The 16051-nt window shown below is 68.9% G+C and carries 18 protein-coding genes and 1 other RNA gene; 9 read left to right on the top strand and 10 right to left on the bottom strand.

The window, feature by feature from the left end:
* Window position 1: 1 nt before the first annotated feature.
* Entirely contained in the window at window positions 2-640 is a 639-nt protein-coding gene (locus DFR69_RS05345) for an LppA family lipoprotein (protein ID WP_110036320.1), read from the top strand.
* Window positions 641-697: 57 nt separating this feature from the next.
* On the opposite strand, the gene ssrA is transcribed toward DFR69_RS05345, so the two are convergent.
* Window positions 698-1069, bottom strand: a transfer-messenger RNA (tmRNA) gene (gene ssrA, locus DFR69_RS05350).
* Window positions 1070-1297: 228 nt separating this feature from the next.
* Between ssrA and DFR69_RS05355 the strand changes: the two genes are divergently transcribed.
* Entirely contained in the window at window positions 1298-2590 is a 1293-nt protein-coding gene (locus DFR69_RS05355; protein WP_244198103.1) for an ABC transporter substrate-binding protein, read from the top strand.
* 1 nt (window position 2591) lies between these two features.
* Here the strand turns inward: DFR69_RS05355 and DFR69_RS05360 are convergent, their stop codons facing one another.
* The 8 genes from DFR69_RS05360 to DFR69_RS05395 form a co-directional block, all read right to left on the bottom strand.
* The gene (locus DFR69_RS05360; protein ID WP_186817451.1) at window positions 2592-3455 is read right to left on the bottom strand and encodes a DMT family transporter; all 864 of its coding nucleotides are present in this window, start codon (window positions 3453-3455) and stop codon (window positions 2592-2594) included.
* Window positions 3452-3925, bottom strand: a complete 474-nt coding sequence (gene smpB, locus DFR69_RS05365; RefSeq protein WP_110036321.1) for an SsrA-binding protein SmpB — start codon at window positions 3923-3925, stop codon at window positions 3452-3454. The genes DFR69_RS05360 and smpB overlap by 4 nt, the downstream gene beginning before the upstream one ends.
* A 55-nt stretch (window positions 3926-3980) precedes the next feature.
* Complete coding sequence (locus DFR69_RS05370) at window positions 3981-4925, bottom strand: acyl-ACP desaturase (protein ID WP_110036322.1); 945 nt, start codon at window positions 4923-4925, stop codon at window positions 3981-3983.
* A 117-nt stretch (window positions 4926-5042) separates the two neighbouring features.
* Window positions 5043-5660: a YdcF family protein gene (locus tag DFR69_RS05375; protein WP_110036323.1), complete on the bottom strand. Its 618-nt coding sequence runs from the start codon at window positions 5658-5660 to the stop codon at window positions 5043-5045.
* Between the two features lie 198 nt (window positions 5661-5858).
* A complete protein-coding gene (locus tag DFR69_RS05380; RefSeq protein WP_110036324.1) occupies window positions 5859-6086 on the bottom strand; it encodes a WLR motif membrane protein in 228 nt (75 codons plus the stop codon).
* 63 nt (window positions 6087-6149) lie between these two features.
* Entirely contained in the window at window positions 6150-8141 is a 1992-nt protein-coding gene (gene recQ / locus DFR69_RS05385) for a DNA helicase RecQ (protein WP_222596500.1), read from the bottom strand.
* Between the two features lie 96 nt (window positions 8142-8237).
* Window positions 8238-9023, bottom strand: coding sequence for a histidinol-phosphatase (hisN, locus tag DFR69_RS05390; RefSeq protein ID WP_110036325.1), 786 nt, complete (start codon window positions 9021-9023; stop codon window positions 8238-8240).
* 204 nt (window positions 9024-9227) lie between these two features.
* A complete protein-coding gene (locus tag DFR69_RS05395) occupies window positions 9228-9818 on the bottom strand; it encodes an NADPH-dependent FMN reductase (RefSeq protein WP_110036326.1) in 591 nt (196 codons plus the stop codon).
* Window positions 9819-9956: 138 nt separating this feature from the next.
* Between DFR69_RS05395 and DFR69_RS05400 the strand changes: the two genes are divergently transcribed.
* The 6 genes from DFR69_RS05400 (at window position 9957) to ftsX (ending at window position 14819) form a co-directional block, all read left to right on the top strand.
* Window positions 9957-10814 (top strand): helix-turn-helix transcriptional regulator, encoded by an 858-nt coding sequence (locus DFR69_RS05400; RefSeq protein WP_110036327.1) that lies wholly within the window; start codon window positions 9957-9959, stop codon window positions 10812-10814.
* Between the two features lie 53 nt (window positions 10815-10867).
* Complete coding sequence (gene prfB / locus DFR69_RS05405; RefSeq protein WP_110036832.1) at window positions 10868-11986, top strand: peptide chain release factor 2; 1119 nt, start codon at window positions 10868-10870, stop codon at window positions 11984-11986.
* 140 nt (window positions 11987-12126) lie between these two features.
* Window positions 12127-12984 (top strand): mechanosensitive ion channel family protein, encoded by an 858-nt coding sequence (locus tag DFR69_RS05410; RefSeq protein WP_110036328.1) that lies wholly within the window; start codon window positions 12127-12129, stop codon window positions 12982-12984.
* On the top strand, window positions 12971-13156 hold the full coding sequence (locus DFR69_RS33830) for an Rv3103c transmembrane domain-containing protein (RefSeq protein ID WP_146229198.1): 186 nt from the start codon (window positions 12971-12973) through the stop codon (window positions 13154-13156). The genes DFR69_RS05410 and DFR69_RS33830 overlap by 14 nt, the downstream gene beginning before the upstream one ends.
* Window positions 13157-13227: 71 nt before the next feature.
* Window positions 13228-13917, top strand: a complete 690-nt coding sequence (gene ftsE / locus DFR69_RS05415) for a cell division ATP-binding protein FtsE (protein ID WP_110036329.1) — start codon at window positions 13228-13230, stop codon at window positions 13915-13917.
* Window positions 13917-14819 carry a permease-like cell division protein FtsX gene (ftsX, locus tag DFR69_RS05420; RefSeq protein ID WP_110036330.1) on the top strand — a complete coding sequence of 301 codons (903 nt, stop codon included), beginning with the start codon at window positions 13917-13919 and terminating at the stop codon, window positions 14817-14819. Before ftsE ends, ftsX begins: the two co-directional genes overlap by 1 nt.
* 34 nt (window positions 14820-14853) lie before the next feature.
* Here the strand turns inward: ftsX and DFR69_RS05425 are convergent, their stop codons facing one another.
* Entirely contained in the window at window positions 14854-15219 is a 366-nt protein-coding gene (locus DFR69_RS05425; protein WP_110036331.1) for a MerR family transcriptional regulator, read from the bottom strand.
* 60 nt (window positions 15220-15279) lie between these two features.
* On the opposite strand from DFR69_RS05425, the gene DFR69_RS05430 reads away from it, so the two are divergent.
* Complete coding sequence (locus tag DFR69_RS05430; protein WP_110036332.1) at window positions 15280-16041, top strand: alpha/beta fold hydrolase; 762 nt, start codon at window positions 15280-15282, stop codon at window positions 16039-16041.
* Window positions 16042-16051: the final 10 nt, after the last annotated feature.

Consider the following 16051-nt stretch of genomic DNA (forward strand, 5'->3'; position numbering starts at 1 on the left):
GATGGGTAGGAAGGGAGCGTCAGCTGCGAAAGTTCTGGTCCTGACGGTTGTGATCGGGCTGGGGACCGTGGTTGCGATGTGGATCGCGGTAGTGCTGGTGTGGGGCTGGGCGGCGCGCGACAGTGGTGAAAGCCCGTCAGCGCCCAGCCCTGAGGCCGTCGCTCGAGCCGACGCCGAGCTGCGTACCCGCGGTTCACTGGAGGAAGCGCAAGCCAAGGGCGAGACCGTTGTCGCCCAGCTACAGACCGTGATGAGCACGCTCGACCCCAGCATGCGATTTCTGCCTTCCCAGAGTGCCCGGATCGAGGACTGTGGTGGGGCAGACGGCGCGGCCGGCGGACGGGAACTGAAGTATCGCTCCTACGACGGCAATCACCGGCTGGCGCAGCGATGGCCCGCCTTTCGCGATCAGGCCATAGCCGCTGCCCGGGAGATCGGCATCGAGCTGGTCGATCGCGGATCCACACTGGGCCCGGCCTCGAATCAGGTCGTTCTCGGAATACCGAGCGACGGTGCTACTTTCACCGTCTTCAACACGCCCGTCGATGATCCGGACGGTGGGAAAGTGGTCATCGCGATGGAAATCACCTGCCACCTGCCCGCCGACAAGCTGGATCCATCGGTCGAGCCAACGCGCTGACCGAGTCGGACGAGGCATGAAAAAGCCCTCTACCTGTCGTGACAGGTAGAGGGCCTCGAGTGGAGCTGCCGGGAATCGAACCCGGGTCCTCCGCCGCGTCTTCAGGGCTTCTCCGTGTGCAGTTCGCTATGTCTCTGCTCGGATCTCCGGGTCTCGCGAACAAGCTCGGATGACGATCCCAGTCACTGTTTGATGTCCCATCCGACTCCGTGACCGAGCCGGACGGTGATTCCCTCTAGCTGATGCCAGGGTCCGGGTCGAGGGACGAACCCGGTCTGACAGAGACGACCTGCTACTTAGGCAGCGAGGGCGTACTCGCGCTGATTGGAATCGGCGCTTAATTGGTTGCAACGACGCTTACGGTGGTCTCTTGCCTGCACCGACACGCTTCCCCTGAATCAACGTACGCAGTCGAAACCGTTCAGCCCCGTACGTGCCCGCACCCTGCGGGCTAGTCATGATAACACTCCCCCTGGCCGGATTCTTCCCGTTATTTTCGTGCCAGTGGGCGGTGTCCGCGTTGTGACACCGCAGCGAACCACACCGCGCGGAGTTGTGAGATCACGGCAGACGCGCCGGTGCGGAGGGGTACTGTTCTCGATCGGCCGGTTCGGGACGAGCGTGATCCCGTGGGCGGCTGGAACAAGGAGTTACCTCATGGCATTCAGCAGTCGGTTGCGGCGCGCCGCGGCGATTCCCGTCGCGGCCGGCTTGGTTCTCACCGCGGCCTGCTCCTCGGGCGACTCGGGCACCGAACCCGGCGTGACCAGCGCCCCCTGCCCCGGCTCGGTGCACAAGGACCGGGGCTGTATCTATCTCGGCGTCCTCTCCGACCTGGCGAACGGGCCGTTCACGGCGCTGGGCGCGTCGATGAACGAGGGCCAGCTGGCGTTCTGGAACACGGTGAACGAGGCGGGCGGCATCGGCGGCTACGACATCGACATCACCACCTACACCCGCAACACCTCGCTCGACCCGCGCACCCACCGCACCGCCTACACCGAGATCGAGCCGCATGTGCTGGCGCTGGCGATGAGCTTCGGCACCGGCCAGACCATCGCGATGCTCAACCAGATGGACGCCGACGACATGGTCAGCGTGGCCGCCACCCAGTGGTCGGGCTGGAACTACCGCAGCGCCGACCGCAACCTGGTGCTCAGCGCCGGCTACTCCTATTGCACCGAAGCGGTGACCGGACTGGACTGGTTCACCCGGGCCCACTACGCGCCGCGCAACATCGCCGTCGTCGCCTACCGCGGCAACTACGGCGGCGACTACGCCAGCGGCGCGCTGAAGTGGGCCATCGCCAACGGCGCGACCATCGCTGACCGAATCGACACCGGACCCAACGGCGAGGTCGGCAACCAGGACGGTCCGGTCGAGGAGATCCTGGCCGCCGCACCGGATCTGGTGATGCTCGCGACCGGTCCGGCCGAGACCGCCGAGATCGTGGGCAAGCTGGTGAAGTCCGGCTACACCGGCCGCTTCCTCGGTTCGCTGCCCACCTGGAACGCTGCCCTGCTGCAGACGCCGGCGGCGCCCGCGCTGACCGCGCTCTACAACTACACGACCCCGGTCGACAGCTGGAGCGGCACCAGTCTCGGCGCCCAGCACGCGCGCGCGGCGGTCGAGAACGAACCGTCGAACTTCGGCTACTCGCTCGGGTGGGCCATCTCCTATCCGCTGAAAGCCCTGCTCAAAGCCGCCGCGAACGAGGGCGAGCTGACCCGCGCCGGGCTGCGGCGCACGATCACGGACCTGCGTCCCGACGGCGAGGGCATGGTCGCGATCCATCCCGCGGGCGCGGCCGGGCCCGATCTGGATCTGGAGTGGTCCTCGGTGTTCGAACCGGACAAGCAGGCGCCGATGGGCGCGCGGGCGGTCGAGGTCGGCTATCAGGGCGCCACGCTGGGCAAGCTCAGCCTGCACGAGCCCTGCACGCGGCTGTAGCTCAGTTCGCGGCGATCATGCCGACCGCCGCGAGCGCGAGCACCATGCCCACCTTCTGGGTGGGCCCGATCCGCTCGCCGAGCAGCACCATCGCCAGCAGCACGGTCGCCGCCGGATACAGCGAGCCGATCACACTGACCACCGACAGCATCGAGCCGTGGAAGGCGTAGAGCAGGGCCGCGTTGGCGATCACGTCGAGCACGCCGATGGCCAGCGCGAGCCGCAGCGGTTCCCCGTGCAGGCCGCGGAACTGGCCGGCGGCCAGCGCCGAGGTCCACACCACCGCGGTGGCCGCGGCGCGCTGGCCGACCAGCGGCCACAGGCCGGCGTCGGGGCTGGTCTCGTGCAGGAAGTAGAACGCGAAACCGAAGGCCGCACCGGAACCGATGGTGAGCAGCGCGACCCGGCGGCTGAAGCGCAGCTCACGGCCGCCGATGATCTCCTCGGTCGTCTCGTCGGGCGCCTCCCGGCTGACCAGCACGACCGCGACCAGCGCCAACGCGATCCCGATGACGGCCAGCGGGCCCGGCCGCTCGCCGAGGAAGAACCCCGCGATCACCGGAATCCCGGCGACCAGCACCGCCGTCACCGGCGACACCACCGCCATCGGCCCGTCGGCGAGCGCGGCGTAGAACCACCACACCGCCAGCCCGCTCGCCACGCCGGCGGCCAGACCCCACAGCATCGACGCCGGGTCGGCGTGGCCGCCGACCAGCGGCGCGATCAGCAGGACAAGCAGCACCGAGAACGGATACGAGACGACGACCACCCGCAACGCGGTGACCCGTCGCGCGGCGATCCCGCCGAAGAAATCGCTGACCCCGTATCCCGTCGCCGCCACCAGGGCGAGCAGGACCGAGATCAACGCATGCCTTTGACCCGCCGACCGATCTCGCGCGTGACCTCACGCTCGGCCTGCCTGCGGGCGAGGTCCTGGCGCTTGTCGTAGTCCTGCTTGCCCTTGGCGAGGGCGAGTTCCACCTTCACCTTGCCGTCGGAGAAGTACATCGACAGCGGCACCAGCGTCTGGTTGCCCTCCCTGGACTTGCCGACCAGGTGCTCGATCTCGCGCTTGTGCAGCAGCAGCTTGCGGGTGCGCCGCGGCGAGTGGTTGGTCCAGGTGCCGTGGCTGAACTCCGGAATGTGCAGGCCGCGCAGCCACACCTCGCCGTTGTCGACGGTCGCGAAGGCGTCGACCAGCGACGCCTTGCCCTCGCGCAGGCTCTTCACCTCGGTGCCGACCAGCGCGATCCCCGCCTCATAGGTGTCGAGGATCGTGTAGTTGTGCCGCGCGCGGCGGTTGGTCGCGATGACCTTCCTGCCCTTTTCCTTCATAACGGTCAACTCTAAGTGACCGCGCCACTCGTTTATTCCGAGGACCGGCGCACCCTCAGCTCGCCGCGCGTTCGGCGGCGCGGGCCAGTGCGCGGTCGCGCTGTTCCTCGAAGCGGGCTGCCTTGATCTCCAAGTCGAGCAGGTAGGTGTGCAGTTCGTCGCGGGCACGTTCGCCCTCGGCGCCGAAGTCGGAGCGTTCGAAGACCCGCCAGGTGCGCAGCACGGGCGCGAGCACCACATCGAGGTGCTGGCGCAGGTCGTAGATGCCGTGCTTGGCCAGCAGCACGGCGTTGCGGCGGAAATTGGGCTGATTGAGCCCGGGCATCTGGAACTGCAAGACCACGTCGGTGATCGCGCGCATGCTCGCGTCGGGGGTGAGGTCGAGCGCGGCGGCGCAGAGCTTGCGATAGAAGATCATGTGCAGGTTCTCGTCGGTCGCGATGCGGGCGAGCATGCGGTCGGCGATCGGGTCGTCGCACACGCGTCCGGTGTTGCGGTGACTGATCCGGGTGGCCAGTTCCTGGAAGGTGACGTAGGCGACGCCCTTGAGGAACTGCGAACCCTTCTCCGGCTTGGCGATGCCCGCGGTCATGTGGGCCATCCTGGCTTCCTCCAGCGCGACCGGGTCGACCGCGCGGGTGACGACGAGGTAGTCGCGCATGACGATGCCGTGCCGGTTCTCCTCGGCGGTCCAACGGCCGACCCAGGTGCCCCACGCGTTGTCGAAGCCGAAGGTGTCGGCCAGTTCGCGGTGGTAGGAGGGCAGGTTGTCCTCGGTGAGCAGATTGGTGATCATCGCCGCCTTGGCGACGTCGCTGAGCCGGGACTGCTCGGGATCCCAGTCGATCCCGCCCATCGCGGCGAAGTTGCGGCCCTCGTCCCACGGCACGTAGTCGTGCGGGTGCCAGTCCTTGGCCTTGGCCAGGTGGTCGTTGAGGTTGGCTTCGGCGGTCGGTTCGAGCTCGGCCAGGATGTCGCGGTCGGTCAGCTGCAGCGTCATGAATTGTCACCTCGGTGTTGCGGACGGGTCCCCTGTGCCAACCATGGGCGCTGGTCGCGGCTTCGGGACCGCACATGACGAAACCTTGTGTGCGGTCACAGGACCGCACCGTTCCGGCTAGGCAGGCGGGAGTGCGGGACCGAACTGATCGATCCGCAACGGCAGGCTCGGCCACGGCGTCAGGTCCGGGGTCAGCTGGCCGACAACGCTGACGCCGGCGGCGTCGAAGGCCGCCCTGGCCCGGTCGACGTGATCGCTCGAGGTGACCAGCACCGCCGAGCGCAGGTCGTGCTCGGCCATCAGCACGGCCGTGTTGCGCGCGTTGGCCACCGTCGACTCGGCGTGCGGCTCGCGCAGAATGCGGGCCGGGTCGATGCCCGCCGAGACCAGCCAGTCGGCCATCGCGTCGGCCTCACTGAGGCCGGCCCGGGGATTGCCGCCGGTGACGATGATCGGCGACCACGGCGCGAACATCGCCTGCACGAACCCGGCGCGGAGCCGGCGGACCAGTTCAGCGCGCATCGTGCCCTCCGGGGTCAGCCCGTAGCCGAGGATCACCACCGCGGTCTCCCCACCGTAGGTGGCGGGCAGGCCGGGTGTGAGCACCCGCTGCAGATCGCGGACCGCGGTCGGCACCGAGGGGTCCGCGATGCCGGTTTGTGGTGCGGCACAGACGAATCCGGCCGCCGTCAAGACCGCGCACACCCCACGCGTCACCCAGTTCACCCACACCATTCCCGTCGCCTCCTCGGACCGGGACCGATCGGCTCGATCGGTCGGAGGAGGCCAAGAGTGCGCCGGGAAACACAGTGCGGGAAGGGCTTCGACCTGCGGTTACCACAGGTCACATGGGACGGCCGTCAGATGCTGGGGCGCGGCATCGCAAACATTCCGGAACCGCGCAGGTACCGGATCACGACGCTCGTGTCGTACCTAGCGCAGCGCCAGGTACAGCACGAGGGCCGAGGCGAAGATGAGGACCAGCGCGATCGTCGACCAGCGGGGACGGCCGCGATGGGTCACCGCCTGGTGGCTGCCGAGCAGGGAAGGGGCGACGGAGGGATCGGCGTGCCGATGCGGCATCGGAGGCAGCGGAGCATCGGCGCCGCCCGAACTCGCGCCGCCCGACGGTTCACTGTCAGAGCCTTCACCGTTCGCCATGGGACCGACACTAACGCGCGACCCCTCGATCCGTCGCGGGTTCCTTTTCGCCCACGCCCGCCGCTACTCCTCGGCCAGGGCGGCCAGCACCCCCTCGCCGTACTTGGCGAGTTTGTTCTCTCCCACGCCGCCGACGGAGCCGAGTTCGGCCAGCGAACCGGGTTTGCGCGCAACGATTTCCCGCAGGGTCGCGTCGTGGAACACCACGTAGGCCGGCACGCCCTGTTCCTTCGCCGTGGCCGCGCGCCACGCCCGCAACCGCTCGAACAGCGGCAGGTCGGTGGCGGGCAGGTCGACGGCCGCCTTGGCGGTCTTGGCGCCGCGGGCCGGGCGCGTCGCGCGCTCGGGTTCGCGGCGCATCGGCACCTTCCTGCCCTCGAACAACACCTCGTTGCCTGCCTCGGTCAGCGCGAGCACGCCGTATTCGCCCTGTACCGCGAGCAGTCCGCCGGCGAGCAGTTGGCGGACCACGCCGCGCCATTCGGTGTCGCGCAGATCGGTGCCGATCCCGAACACCGACAGTTCGTTGTGCCGGTGCTGGGTGATCTTCGGGTTGGACTTGCCGAGCAGGATGTCGACGACGTGACCCGCGCCGAAGGCTTGTCCCCGTTCCCGTTTGAGCCGCAGGACGGCCGAGAGGAGCTTCTGCGCGGGCACGGTGCCGTCCCAGGTCTGCGGGGGGTTCAGGCACACATCGCAGTTGCCGCACGCCTGCCCGGGCTGACCGAAGTAGTTCAGCAGCTGGACGCGGCGGCAGCCGACCGTCTCGCAGAGGGCGAGCATCGCGTCCAGGTGCAGCTGGAGCTGGCGGCGGTGCGCGGCGTCGCCTTCGCTCGAGTCGATCATCTTCCGCTGCTGGACAACGTCGTTGAGGCCGTAGACCATCCACGCCGTCGACGGCAGGCCGTCGCGACCGGCGCGACCGGTCTCCTGGTAATAGCCCTCCACCGACTTGGGCAGGTCGAGGTGGGCGACGAAACGTACATCGGGCTTGTCGATGCCCATGCCGAAGGCGATGGTGGCCACCACGATCAGGCCGTCCTCGCGCAGGAACCTGGCCTGGTTCTCCGCGCGGGTCCGGTTGTCCAGGCCCGCGTGATACGGCACCGCGCGCACGCCGTTCTCGTTGAGCATCGCGGCGGTCTTCTCCACCGAATTGCGCGACAGGCAGTAGACGATGCCCGCGTCGCCCGGGTGTTCGGCGCGGATGAAGTCGAGCAGCTGGCGGTCGGCCCGGTTCTTGGATTCGATGCGGTACTGGATGTTCGGGCGGTCGAAGCTGGACACGAACTGCTTCGCCGTACCCAGATCGAGCCGTTCGACGATCTCCGCGCGCGTCTTCTCGGTGGCGGTGGCGGTGAGCGCGATGCGCGGGACCTCGGGCCAGCGCTCGTGCAGCAGCGACAGCGCGAGGTAGTCGGGCCGGAAGTCGTGGCCCCACTGCGACACACAGTGCGCCTCGTCGATCGCGAACAGCGCCACCGTGCCGCGGTCGAGCAGGCGCAGCGTCGATTCCAGGCGCAGGCGTTCCGGCGCGAGGTACAGCAGATCGAGTTCGCCGGCGACGAACTGCGCCTCGACCGTCCTGCGCTCATCCGGCGACTGGGTGGAGTTGAGGAAGCCCGCCCGCACACCGAGGGCGCTGAGCGCGTCGACCTGGTCCTGCATGAGCGCGATCAGCGGCGAGACGACCACGCCGACACCGGGACGCACCAGCGCGGGCACCTGGTAGCACAGGGATTTGCCGCCGCCGGTGGGCATGAGCACCAGCGCGTCACCCCCGCCGACGACCTGCTCGACGATCGCCGCCTGGTCACCGCGGAAGCTGTCGTAGCCGAAGACCCGGCGTAACACCTCCTCGGCCGTCTCGGGACGGGCGGGCGCCGCCGCGCGGCCGGGGGTGGCCGGGGCGAGGTCGTCGAAGTGGAAGCCGCCGGTGTCGTCGAAATCGTGCTCGGAGACGTAGCCGCCGTCGGACGGGTACGCGTCGTCGGGCGGGAAGTCCTCGGGCGGGAAGTCCTCGACATCGGGTGCTGTGGCGCCGGAATTGCTCACCGGGCCATCCTACGAGCGCGAGCCGGTCACGCAGCCCGTCCGGCAGACCGGACGACGGCGTTCACCGGGATTCCCTCACATGTGGACAACCCGAATTCAGGGCCGCAACCTGGTAAGGACCTCGTCGTGGAGCAGTCCGTTGCTCGCGACCGCGTCGCCACCGTGCGGGCCGGGACGGCCGTCCAGGGCGGTGAACGATCCGCCTGCCTCGCGGACCAGGATGTCGAGCGCGGCCAGGTCCCACAGCGACACCTCCGGCTCGGCCGCGATGTCCACCGCGCCCTCGGCGACCAGGCAGTAGTTGAAGAAGTCGCCGTAGCCGCGGACCCGCCAGACCGCGTCGGTGAGATCGATGAACTTCTCTCGCAGTCCCCGCTCGTGCCAGCCGGACAGGCTGGAGAACGCCAGGCTCGCCGAGTCCAGGTCGCCCACCGCCGACACCGTGATCGGCCTCGGGGCGCCCGGGTGCACCTGTGCCCACGCGCCCGAACCCGCCGCGGCCCACCAGCGCCTGCCGAGCGCGGGCGCGCTCACCACGCCGACCACCGGCACACCGTCGACGAGCAGGGCGATCAGGCTGGCCCAGACCGGGACGCCGCGGACGAAGTTCTTGGTGCCGTCGATCGGATCGACCACCCACTGCCTGCCGGTGAACTCGGCGTCGCCACCGAACTCCTCGCCGAGCACGGCGTCGCCGGGGCGTTCGGCGCCGAGCACCCGGCGGATCACCTGCTCCACGGCCAGGTCGGCGTCGGAGACCGGGGTGAGGTCCGGCTTCGAGTCGACCTTCAGGTCGACGGCGCCGAAGCGCACCTTCGAGATCGCGTCGGCCTCGTCGGCCAGTCGCAGGGCGAGGTCCAGGTCAGCGGAGTAAGCAGCCACCGCCTCAGTCTATTTGGCACGCGGCCCGATGCCCCTGGCAGTGCTGTGCCGAACGCGCGCCGCGTCCCCGCGGCGGCGAGACCGCATGCCCGTGCGGCCGAAGCTCGGCGGCGACCTGCCCGCTCGGCCGAAGCTCTCGGCGCCGCGCAGGCCCTGCCTCGCTGCGAACGCGAGACAGCACGATCGGTCACGCCGCCGTGCCGGTCAGGCGGCCACCTGTGCCGACCGCGCGGTCACCAGGGCGCTCGCCCACCAGTGCACCTGGTCGAGCATCGCCCGCGCCGCTTCCTCGAACTCCGCAGGTTCGCGCAGCCGCCCGCTCTCGTCGAAGAGCAGGTAGTAGCGCGGGAAGGAGACGTAGTTGCGCACGGTGTGGGCGTTGAGCTCGTTGAACACCTGCCGCAGGTGCTCGATCGCCAGCAGCCCACCGGAGGCGCCGCTGTAACCGACGAAGCCGATCGTCTTGGCGTCCCACTGGGTGTAGTGCCAGTCGATGGCCGATTTCAGGGCGGCCGGGTAGCTGCGGTTGTAGTCGGGGGTGACCACGAGATAGGCGTCCGCGGCGGCCAGCCGCTCGGTGAGGTCGCTCATGCCCGCCGGGCGCGGCATGTCGGGGTCCAAGGCGGGCGGCACCGGAGGCAGGGCGGCGGGCAGTTCGGCCTCGGCCAGGTCGATGATGTCGACGTCGAAGCGATCGTCGACCTGTTCGGCGATCCAGTTCGCGACCACCGGACCGAACCGGCCCTCACGGACGCTGCCGATGATGATCGCGAGCTTCAGTGGCTGTGCGGACATGTCGTCTCCTCTGTCGTTGCTCGGCCCCTCGGCCGATGCGTCAACCTTCGCGGCCCGCGAGCCGGGCAGGGAGACCACGCGGAGAGTGGTAGTGCCACGGCCACTCTCCGGCGCGCCGCACTGGGTACCGTCGAACGGGTGAGCGACAACGAACTCGGGCTGTTCCTGCGTACGCGCCGCGAGGCGGTCTCGCCGGCCGAGGTCGGCCTGCCCGCGGGCCCGCGCAGGCGCACGCCCGGCCTGCGCCGCGCCGAGGTCGCGATGCTGGCCGGGGTGAGCGTGGAGTACCTGATCCGGCTCGAACAGGGCCGCGACCGGCATCCCTCGCCGCCGGTGCTCTCCGCGCTGGCCGACACGCTGCGGTTGAGCCCGCGCGAGCGCGTGCACCTGCACCAGCTCACCAAGGGCGTGTCGGGGTTCAGCTGCGGCGCCGCCGAGAACGGGCCCAACCGCACCGTCCGCCCGACGGTGCGCGCCATCCTCGCGCAGCTGGATCCGGCGCCCGCCGCGATCACCAACCGGTTCACCGAGGTACTCGCCTGCACCGAGGGCTATCGCAAGCTGATGTCGCCCAGCGGCCTGTTCGAGCAGGGCGAACCCGCCAATCTGGCCCGCTTCGTGTTCACCCATCCCGGCGCGCGCGAGCTGTATCCGGACTGGGACGACGCCGCCGACAAGCTGGTCGCCTCGCTCAAGCAGGGCCCGTATCGCGCCGATCCGCTGGTGGCCGCGCTGGTCGACGAGCTCACCGTCACCGCGGGCACCCCGTTCACCGACCGGCTGGCCGCGCTGCCGGGGCTGCCGCCGTCGGGCGGGATCAACCGGATCAGCCATCCCGAGGCGGGCACGCTGCGGCTGGCCTACGAGTCGCTGGATCTGTCCATCGACGACGACCAATCCCTGTACGTGCTGCTGCCCGCCGACGAGGCGAGCGCGACCGCGCTGGACCGCCTCGTCGGGCGTCACCCCGGTGGCTTGCGCGCCATCGCGAGCTGACCTGCGGGGCGCGTGTTTCGCGGTGTCGGAGGCGACCGGTAACCTTGGACATCGTGCATCCTGACGTTATCGCCGATCTCGCCGAACTCGACACCACGCTCAAGACGGTCGAGTCGGTTCTCGATGTCGAGGAGCTACGCCGTCGCATCGACGAGCTCGAGCACCAGGCGGCCGACCCCGAGCTGTGGAACAACCAGGACCACGCCCAGCAGGTGACCAGCGAGCTCTCGCACGCCCAGAGCGAACTGCGCCGGGTGGAGGAACTGCGTCAGCGCCTCGAAGATCTGCCGGTGCTCTACGAACTGGCCGAGGCCGAGGAGGGCGCCGCCGCCGCGGAGGCCACCGCCGACGCCGACGCCGAGCGGGCCACCCTGCGCGTCGACATCGAGGCGATGGAGGTGCGCACGCTGCTCTCCGGCGAGTACGACAAGCGCGACGCGCTGGTCAACATCCGCTCCGGCGCCGGTGGCGTCGACGCCGCGGACTGGGCCCAGATGCTGATGCGCATGTACATCCGCTGGGCCGAGCGGCACAAGTACACCGTCGAGGTCTACGACACCTCCTACGCCGAAGAGGCCGGGATCAAGTCCGCCACCTTCGCGGTGAAGTCGCCCTACGCCTACGGCACGCTGTCGGTGGAGATGGGCACGCACCGCCTCGTGCGGATCAGCCCGTTCGACAACCAGGGCCGCCGCCAGACCTCCTTCGCCGAGGTCGAGGTGCTGCCGGTGGTCGAGACCACCGACCACATCGAGATCCCGGACGGCGACGTGCGCGTCGACGTGTACCGCTCGTCCGGCCCCGGCGGCCAGTCGGTCAACACCACCGACTCCGCGGTCCGCCTGACGCACATCCCCACCGGCATCGTGGTGACCTGTCAGAACGAGAAATCGCAGCTGCAGAACAAGATCTCGGCCATGCGCGTGCTGCAGGCCAAGCTGCTCGAGCGCAAGCGCCAGGAAGAGCGCGCGCAGATGGACGCGCTCAAGACCAACGAGGGCGCGTCGTGGGGCAACCAGATGCGTTCCTATGTCCTGCACCCGTATCAGATGGTGAAGGACCTGCGCACCAACTATGAGGTCAACAACCCCTCGGCCGTGCTCGACGGCGACATCGACGGCTTCATCGAATCCGGAATCCGTTGGCGCATGCGGGAACAGGCCGACGCGTAGCCACCTGTTCGCTCGCCCGGTGTGACACTCCTCGCGTTTGACCGGGCACCGTGACCGCGCTGTAACCTTTCTGGTGTGTGTTCGAACGAACCGGAACTGTGCCAGCGCCAGCCCCGTCCACGCCCGGCCGGGTCGACGCGGTGAGCGGCGTCCTCGCGATCAACACCGCCCCGGAGATCACCGGCTGGCTGCGTTCCAGCGGCCTCGAGATCGTGCTGCTGGTGGTCGGCGCGGTGTTGTTCGGCCGCTTCGCCGCCTTCGTCCGCGACCGGGTGACCACCAAGATCGACGCGGGTTTCCACTCGAGCGACGCGCTGGTCCGCACCGAGGCGGCCAAGCACCGGCACGCCCTGGCGCAGGTGATCACCTGGGTGGTGCTGACCATCGTCTACGTGCTGGTCGGCATGGAGGTGCTGCGCAGGCTCGGTTTCGCGGTGACGGGCCTGGTCGCCCCGGCGGCGGTGCTCGGCGCCGCGCTGGGTTTCGGCGCCCAGCGCATCGTCCAGGACATCCTGGCCGGGTTCTTCCTCATCACCGAACGCCAGTACGGCTTCGGTGACGTGGTGCAGATCGCGGTCACCGGTTCGGCCGATCCGGCCGAGGGCACCGTCGAGGACGTGACGTTGCGCATCACCACGCTGCGCAACTCCGACGGCGAGGTCATCACCGTCCCGAACGGGCAGATCGTGAAAGTGACCAATCTGTCGAAGGATTGGGCGCGCGCCGCGATCGACGTGCCGGTGTCGGCGCAGGCCGACATCACCAAGATCAACGAGGTGCTGCACGAGGTCTGCACCAAGGCCTATCAGGACCGCAGGCTCAAGCCCCTGCTGCTCGACGAGCCGTCGGTGATGGGTGTGGAGGATCTGTCCCTCGATGTGATGAACATCCGGATGGTTGCCCGCACATTGCCGGGCAAGCAGTTCGAGGTGGGGCGCGAGCTGCGGGTGCGCGTCGCGGCCGCCCTGCGTAAGGAAGGAATCAGTGAAACTTCGTAAGACGGTGGATCTCCGCAAGTCGGTGAATCTGCGTAAGTCCACGGCGATTCTCATGGCCACCTGGGTGTCCACGTTCGTCGTCTATGTGTTCGTCAAACCCACCGAGGCCAAGGACGCCGGGCCGGTGTCGCTGCTCAATGCCGTCCCGACCTGGGTGAACCCCGCGCCCTAGACACGACCCGCGCCTCGCCGACACCGTCGCGGCCAGGTCACGGGCATGGCCGCTGGCTACACTGGCTCCCCGTGATCACCATGCGCAACGTGACAAAGTCGTACAAGACGTCGACGCGACCCGCGCTGGACAATGTCTCCGTCGAGGTGGACAAGGGCGAATTCGTCTTCATCATCGGCCCGTCCGGTTCGGGGAAGTCGACCTTCATGCGACTGCTGCTCAAGGAGGAGACGCCGACGGCGGGCGAGATACGGGTCGCCGATTTCCGCGTCGACCGGTTGCCGGGGCGCAAGGTACCGAAGCTGCGACAGCGCATCGGGTGCGTCTTCCAGGATTTCCGTCTGCTCCAGCAGAAGACCGTGGAGCAGAACGTGGCCTTCGCGCTCGAGGTGATCGGCAAGCGACGTCAGTTCATCGAGCGGACCGTGCCCGAGGTGCTCGACATGGTCGGGCTCGGCGGCAAGGGCAACCGGCTGCCCTCGGAGCTCTCCGGTGGTGAGCAACAGCGGGTCGCGATCGCGCGCGCGTTCGTCAACCGGCCGCTGGTCCTGCTCGCCGACGAGCCGACCGGCAACCTCGATCCCGACACCAGTGCCGACATCATGTCGCTGCTGGAACGGATCAACCGCACCGGCACGACCGTGCTGATGGCCACCCACGACAACCACATCGTCGACTCGATGCGCAGGCGGGTGGTGGAACTCGACCACGGCAGACTCGTGCGTGACGAGGCGACCGGTGTCTACGGGGTGGGGCGATAATGCGACTGAGTTTCCTGTTCACCGAGGTCGTCGACGGTCTGCGCCGCAACCTGACGATGACCATCGCGATGATCCTGACCACCGCGGTCTCGCTGATGATGCTCGGCGGCGGCATGCTGTCGGTGCGGATGGCCGACAAGACCGAGAACTTCTTCATCGGCAGGCTCGAGGTGCGGTTCTACCTCGACGACGCGGTCTCCGAGAGCGATCCCGACTGCGCCGCCGAGCCGTGCAAGTCGCTGCTGGCCGACCTCAAGGGCACCTCCGGCGTGGAGAGCGTGCAGTTCCTCAACCGCGCCGACGCGCTGGAGGAGGCCAAGGAACTGTTCGCCGATCAGCCGGAGATGGTGCAGTACATCGCCGATTCGCCGCTGCCCGCCTCGCTGCGGGTGAAGATGACCGACGCCGAGCAGTACCAGCACATCTACGACAGCTTCGCGACCAGGCAGGGCGTGCGGATCGTCGCCAACGACAAGGAGTTCGTCGACCGGCTGGTGAGCCTGTTCGACGGCTTGCGCAACGCCGCGTTCGGGCTGGCGCTGGTGATGGCGCTCGCGGCGATGCTGCTGGTGCTGAACATGGTGCAGATCGCCGCGTACACGCGGCGCACCGAGGTCGGCATCATGCGGCTGGTCGGCGCGACGCGCTGGTACACCCAGCTGCCGTTCCTCCTGGAGGCGGTGGCGGCGGCGTTCGTCGGCTCGGTGCTGGCGATCCTCGGGCTGGTCATCGCCAGGCCGCTGGTGATCGATCGGGCGCTGGGCCCGCTGTTCGACAGCAATGTCTTCCCGCGGATCACCGGCGACGACATCGCGGTCGTGGCGTTGACGATCGCGCCGATCGGCATCGTCTTCGCCGCGGTCACCGCCTATCTCACCCTGCGCTTCTACGTACGGGAGTAGCTCCGGCTCGATGCGCCGCGAGGGCGGGGACCCGCTATCGGGTCTCCGCCCTCGTCGCGAGTGAGGCGCCGAGCTGGGCGGTGAGTTCGAGGCGCTGACGGTCCAGGTCGGCGATCCGCCGATCGAGCTCGGCGTTGCGCTCGGACATGATCCGCACCGACATCTCGCACGCCTGCACCGGCCCGTCGGATTCGGCGCACGGCAGGAGATGGGCGATGTCGTCGGTGGTGAGTCCGGCGGCGAGCAGCTCACGGATCTTCGCCACGACCCGCGGCGCCGTGTCGGCGTAGCTGCGATACCCGTTCGGGTCGCGACGCGGCTGGAGCAGACCCTGTTCCTCGTAGTAGCGCAGCAGCCGCGTGCTGACGCCGGTGCGGTGCGCGAGTTCGCCGATCAGCATGTGATCACCCGCACGTTCGCCTTGACCTTGACACCCATGTGAATCCCTAACCTCCGTCCCATGGCAACGATTCCCCTGCAGACCACCGTCCACGGCTCCGGCCCCGGCATCGTGCTCGCGCACGGCGCGGGCGGCTCCATCGACAGCAATTTCGGCGGCATCCTCCCCCTGCTGGCCGCCGACCACACGGTGGTCGCCTCCGACTATCCCGCCGACGACACCCCGCTCGACCTCGACGCGCTGGCCGACGCCCTGGTCGCCGCGGCCGTCGACGCCGGCGTGCAGACCTTCACGATCATCGGTTTCTCGCTCGGCACCGCGGTCGCCGTGCGCGCGGCCGCCCGGCACCCGGAGCGAGTCACCGGCCTGGTGCTCACCGCCGGTCTCGCGGCGCCCGACAACCGCGCCAAGCTCGCGGTCCAGGCCTGGCAGGATCTCCTCGCGCGCGGCGCGTACGAGAGTTTCGCCCGCCTGGTCCTGCTCACCGGGTTCTCGGCGGAGTTCGTCAACGCGTTGCCCACGACCGTGCTCGACGAAATGGTCGCCCAAACGGCAGCCGCGATCCCCGGCGGCACGAGGCAGCAGGCCGCCCTCGTCGAGACGGTCGACACGACCGCCGACCTCGCGGGTGTGGCGGTGCCGACCCTGATCGTGAACACGACCGCCGATCTACTCGTCGCCCCGGCCAATTCCCGCGTCCTCTCGGCCGCGATCCCCGGCGCCGAATATGTGGAACTCGACGCAGGCCACGTCGTCATGCTCGAACAACCCGCTCCCTGGGCCACCCACCTCACAGACTTCCTCACCAAGCACAACCTCTAGATCTGGACAG

The sequence above is a fragment of the Nocardia neocaledoniensis genome (assembly GCF_003182135.1).
In the GTDB taxonomy this organism is placed as follows: Bacteria; Actinomycetota; Actinomycetes; order Mycobacteriales; family Mycobacteriaceae; genus Nocardia; species Nocardia neocaledoniensis.

What these genes read in the sequence shown, in the direction of transcription:
- DFR69_RS05425 (WP_110036331.1), bottom strand. Translation starts at nt 15,219, where the DNA reads ATGCTGATCGGCGAACTCGCGCACCGCACCGGCGTCAGCACGCGGCTG.
- DFR69_RS05355 (WP_244198103.1), top strand. Translation starts at nt 1,298, where the DNA reads ATGGCATTCAGCAGTCGGTTGCGGCGCGCCGCGGCGATTCCCGTCGCG.
- DFR69_RS05370 (WP_110036322.1), bottom strand. Translation starts at nt 4,925, where the DNA reads ATGACGCTGCAGCTGACCGACCGCGACATCCTGGCCGAGCTCGAACCG.
- DFR69_RS05430 (WP_110036332.1), top strand. Translation starts at nt 15,280, where the DNA reads ATGGCAACGATTCCCCTGCAGACCACCGTCCACGGCTCCGGCCCCGGC.
- smpB (WP_110036321.1), bottom strand. Translation starts at nt 3,925, where the DNA reads ATGAAGGAAAAGGGCAGGAAGGTCATCGCGACCAACCGCCGCGCGCGG.
- ftsX (WP_110036330.1), top strand. Translation starts at nt 13,917, where the DNA reads ATGCGACTGAGTTTCCTGTTCACCGAGGTCGTCGACGGTCTGCGCCGC.
- DFR69_RS05380 (WP_110036324.1), bottom strand. Translation starts at nt 6,086, where the DNA reads ATGGCGAACGGTGAAGGCTCTGACAGTGAACCGTCGGGCGGCGCGAGT.
- DFR69_RS05395 (WP_110036326.1), bottom strand. Translation starts at nt 9,818, where the DNA reads ATGTCCGCACAGCCACTGAAGCTCGCGATCATCATCGGCAGCGTCCGT.
- DFR69_RS05345 (WP_110036320.1), top strand. Translation starts at nt 2, where the DNA reads ATGGGTAGGAAGGGAGCGTCAGCTGCGAAAGTTCTGGTCCTGACGGTT.
- DFR69_RS05375 (WP_110036323.1), bottom strand. Translation starts at nt 5,660, where the DNA reads ATGGTGTGGGTGAACTGGGTGACGCGTGGGGTGTGCGCGGTCTTGACG.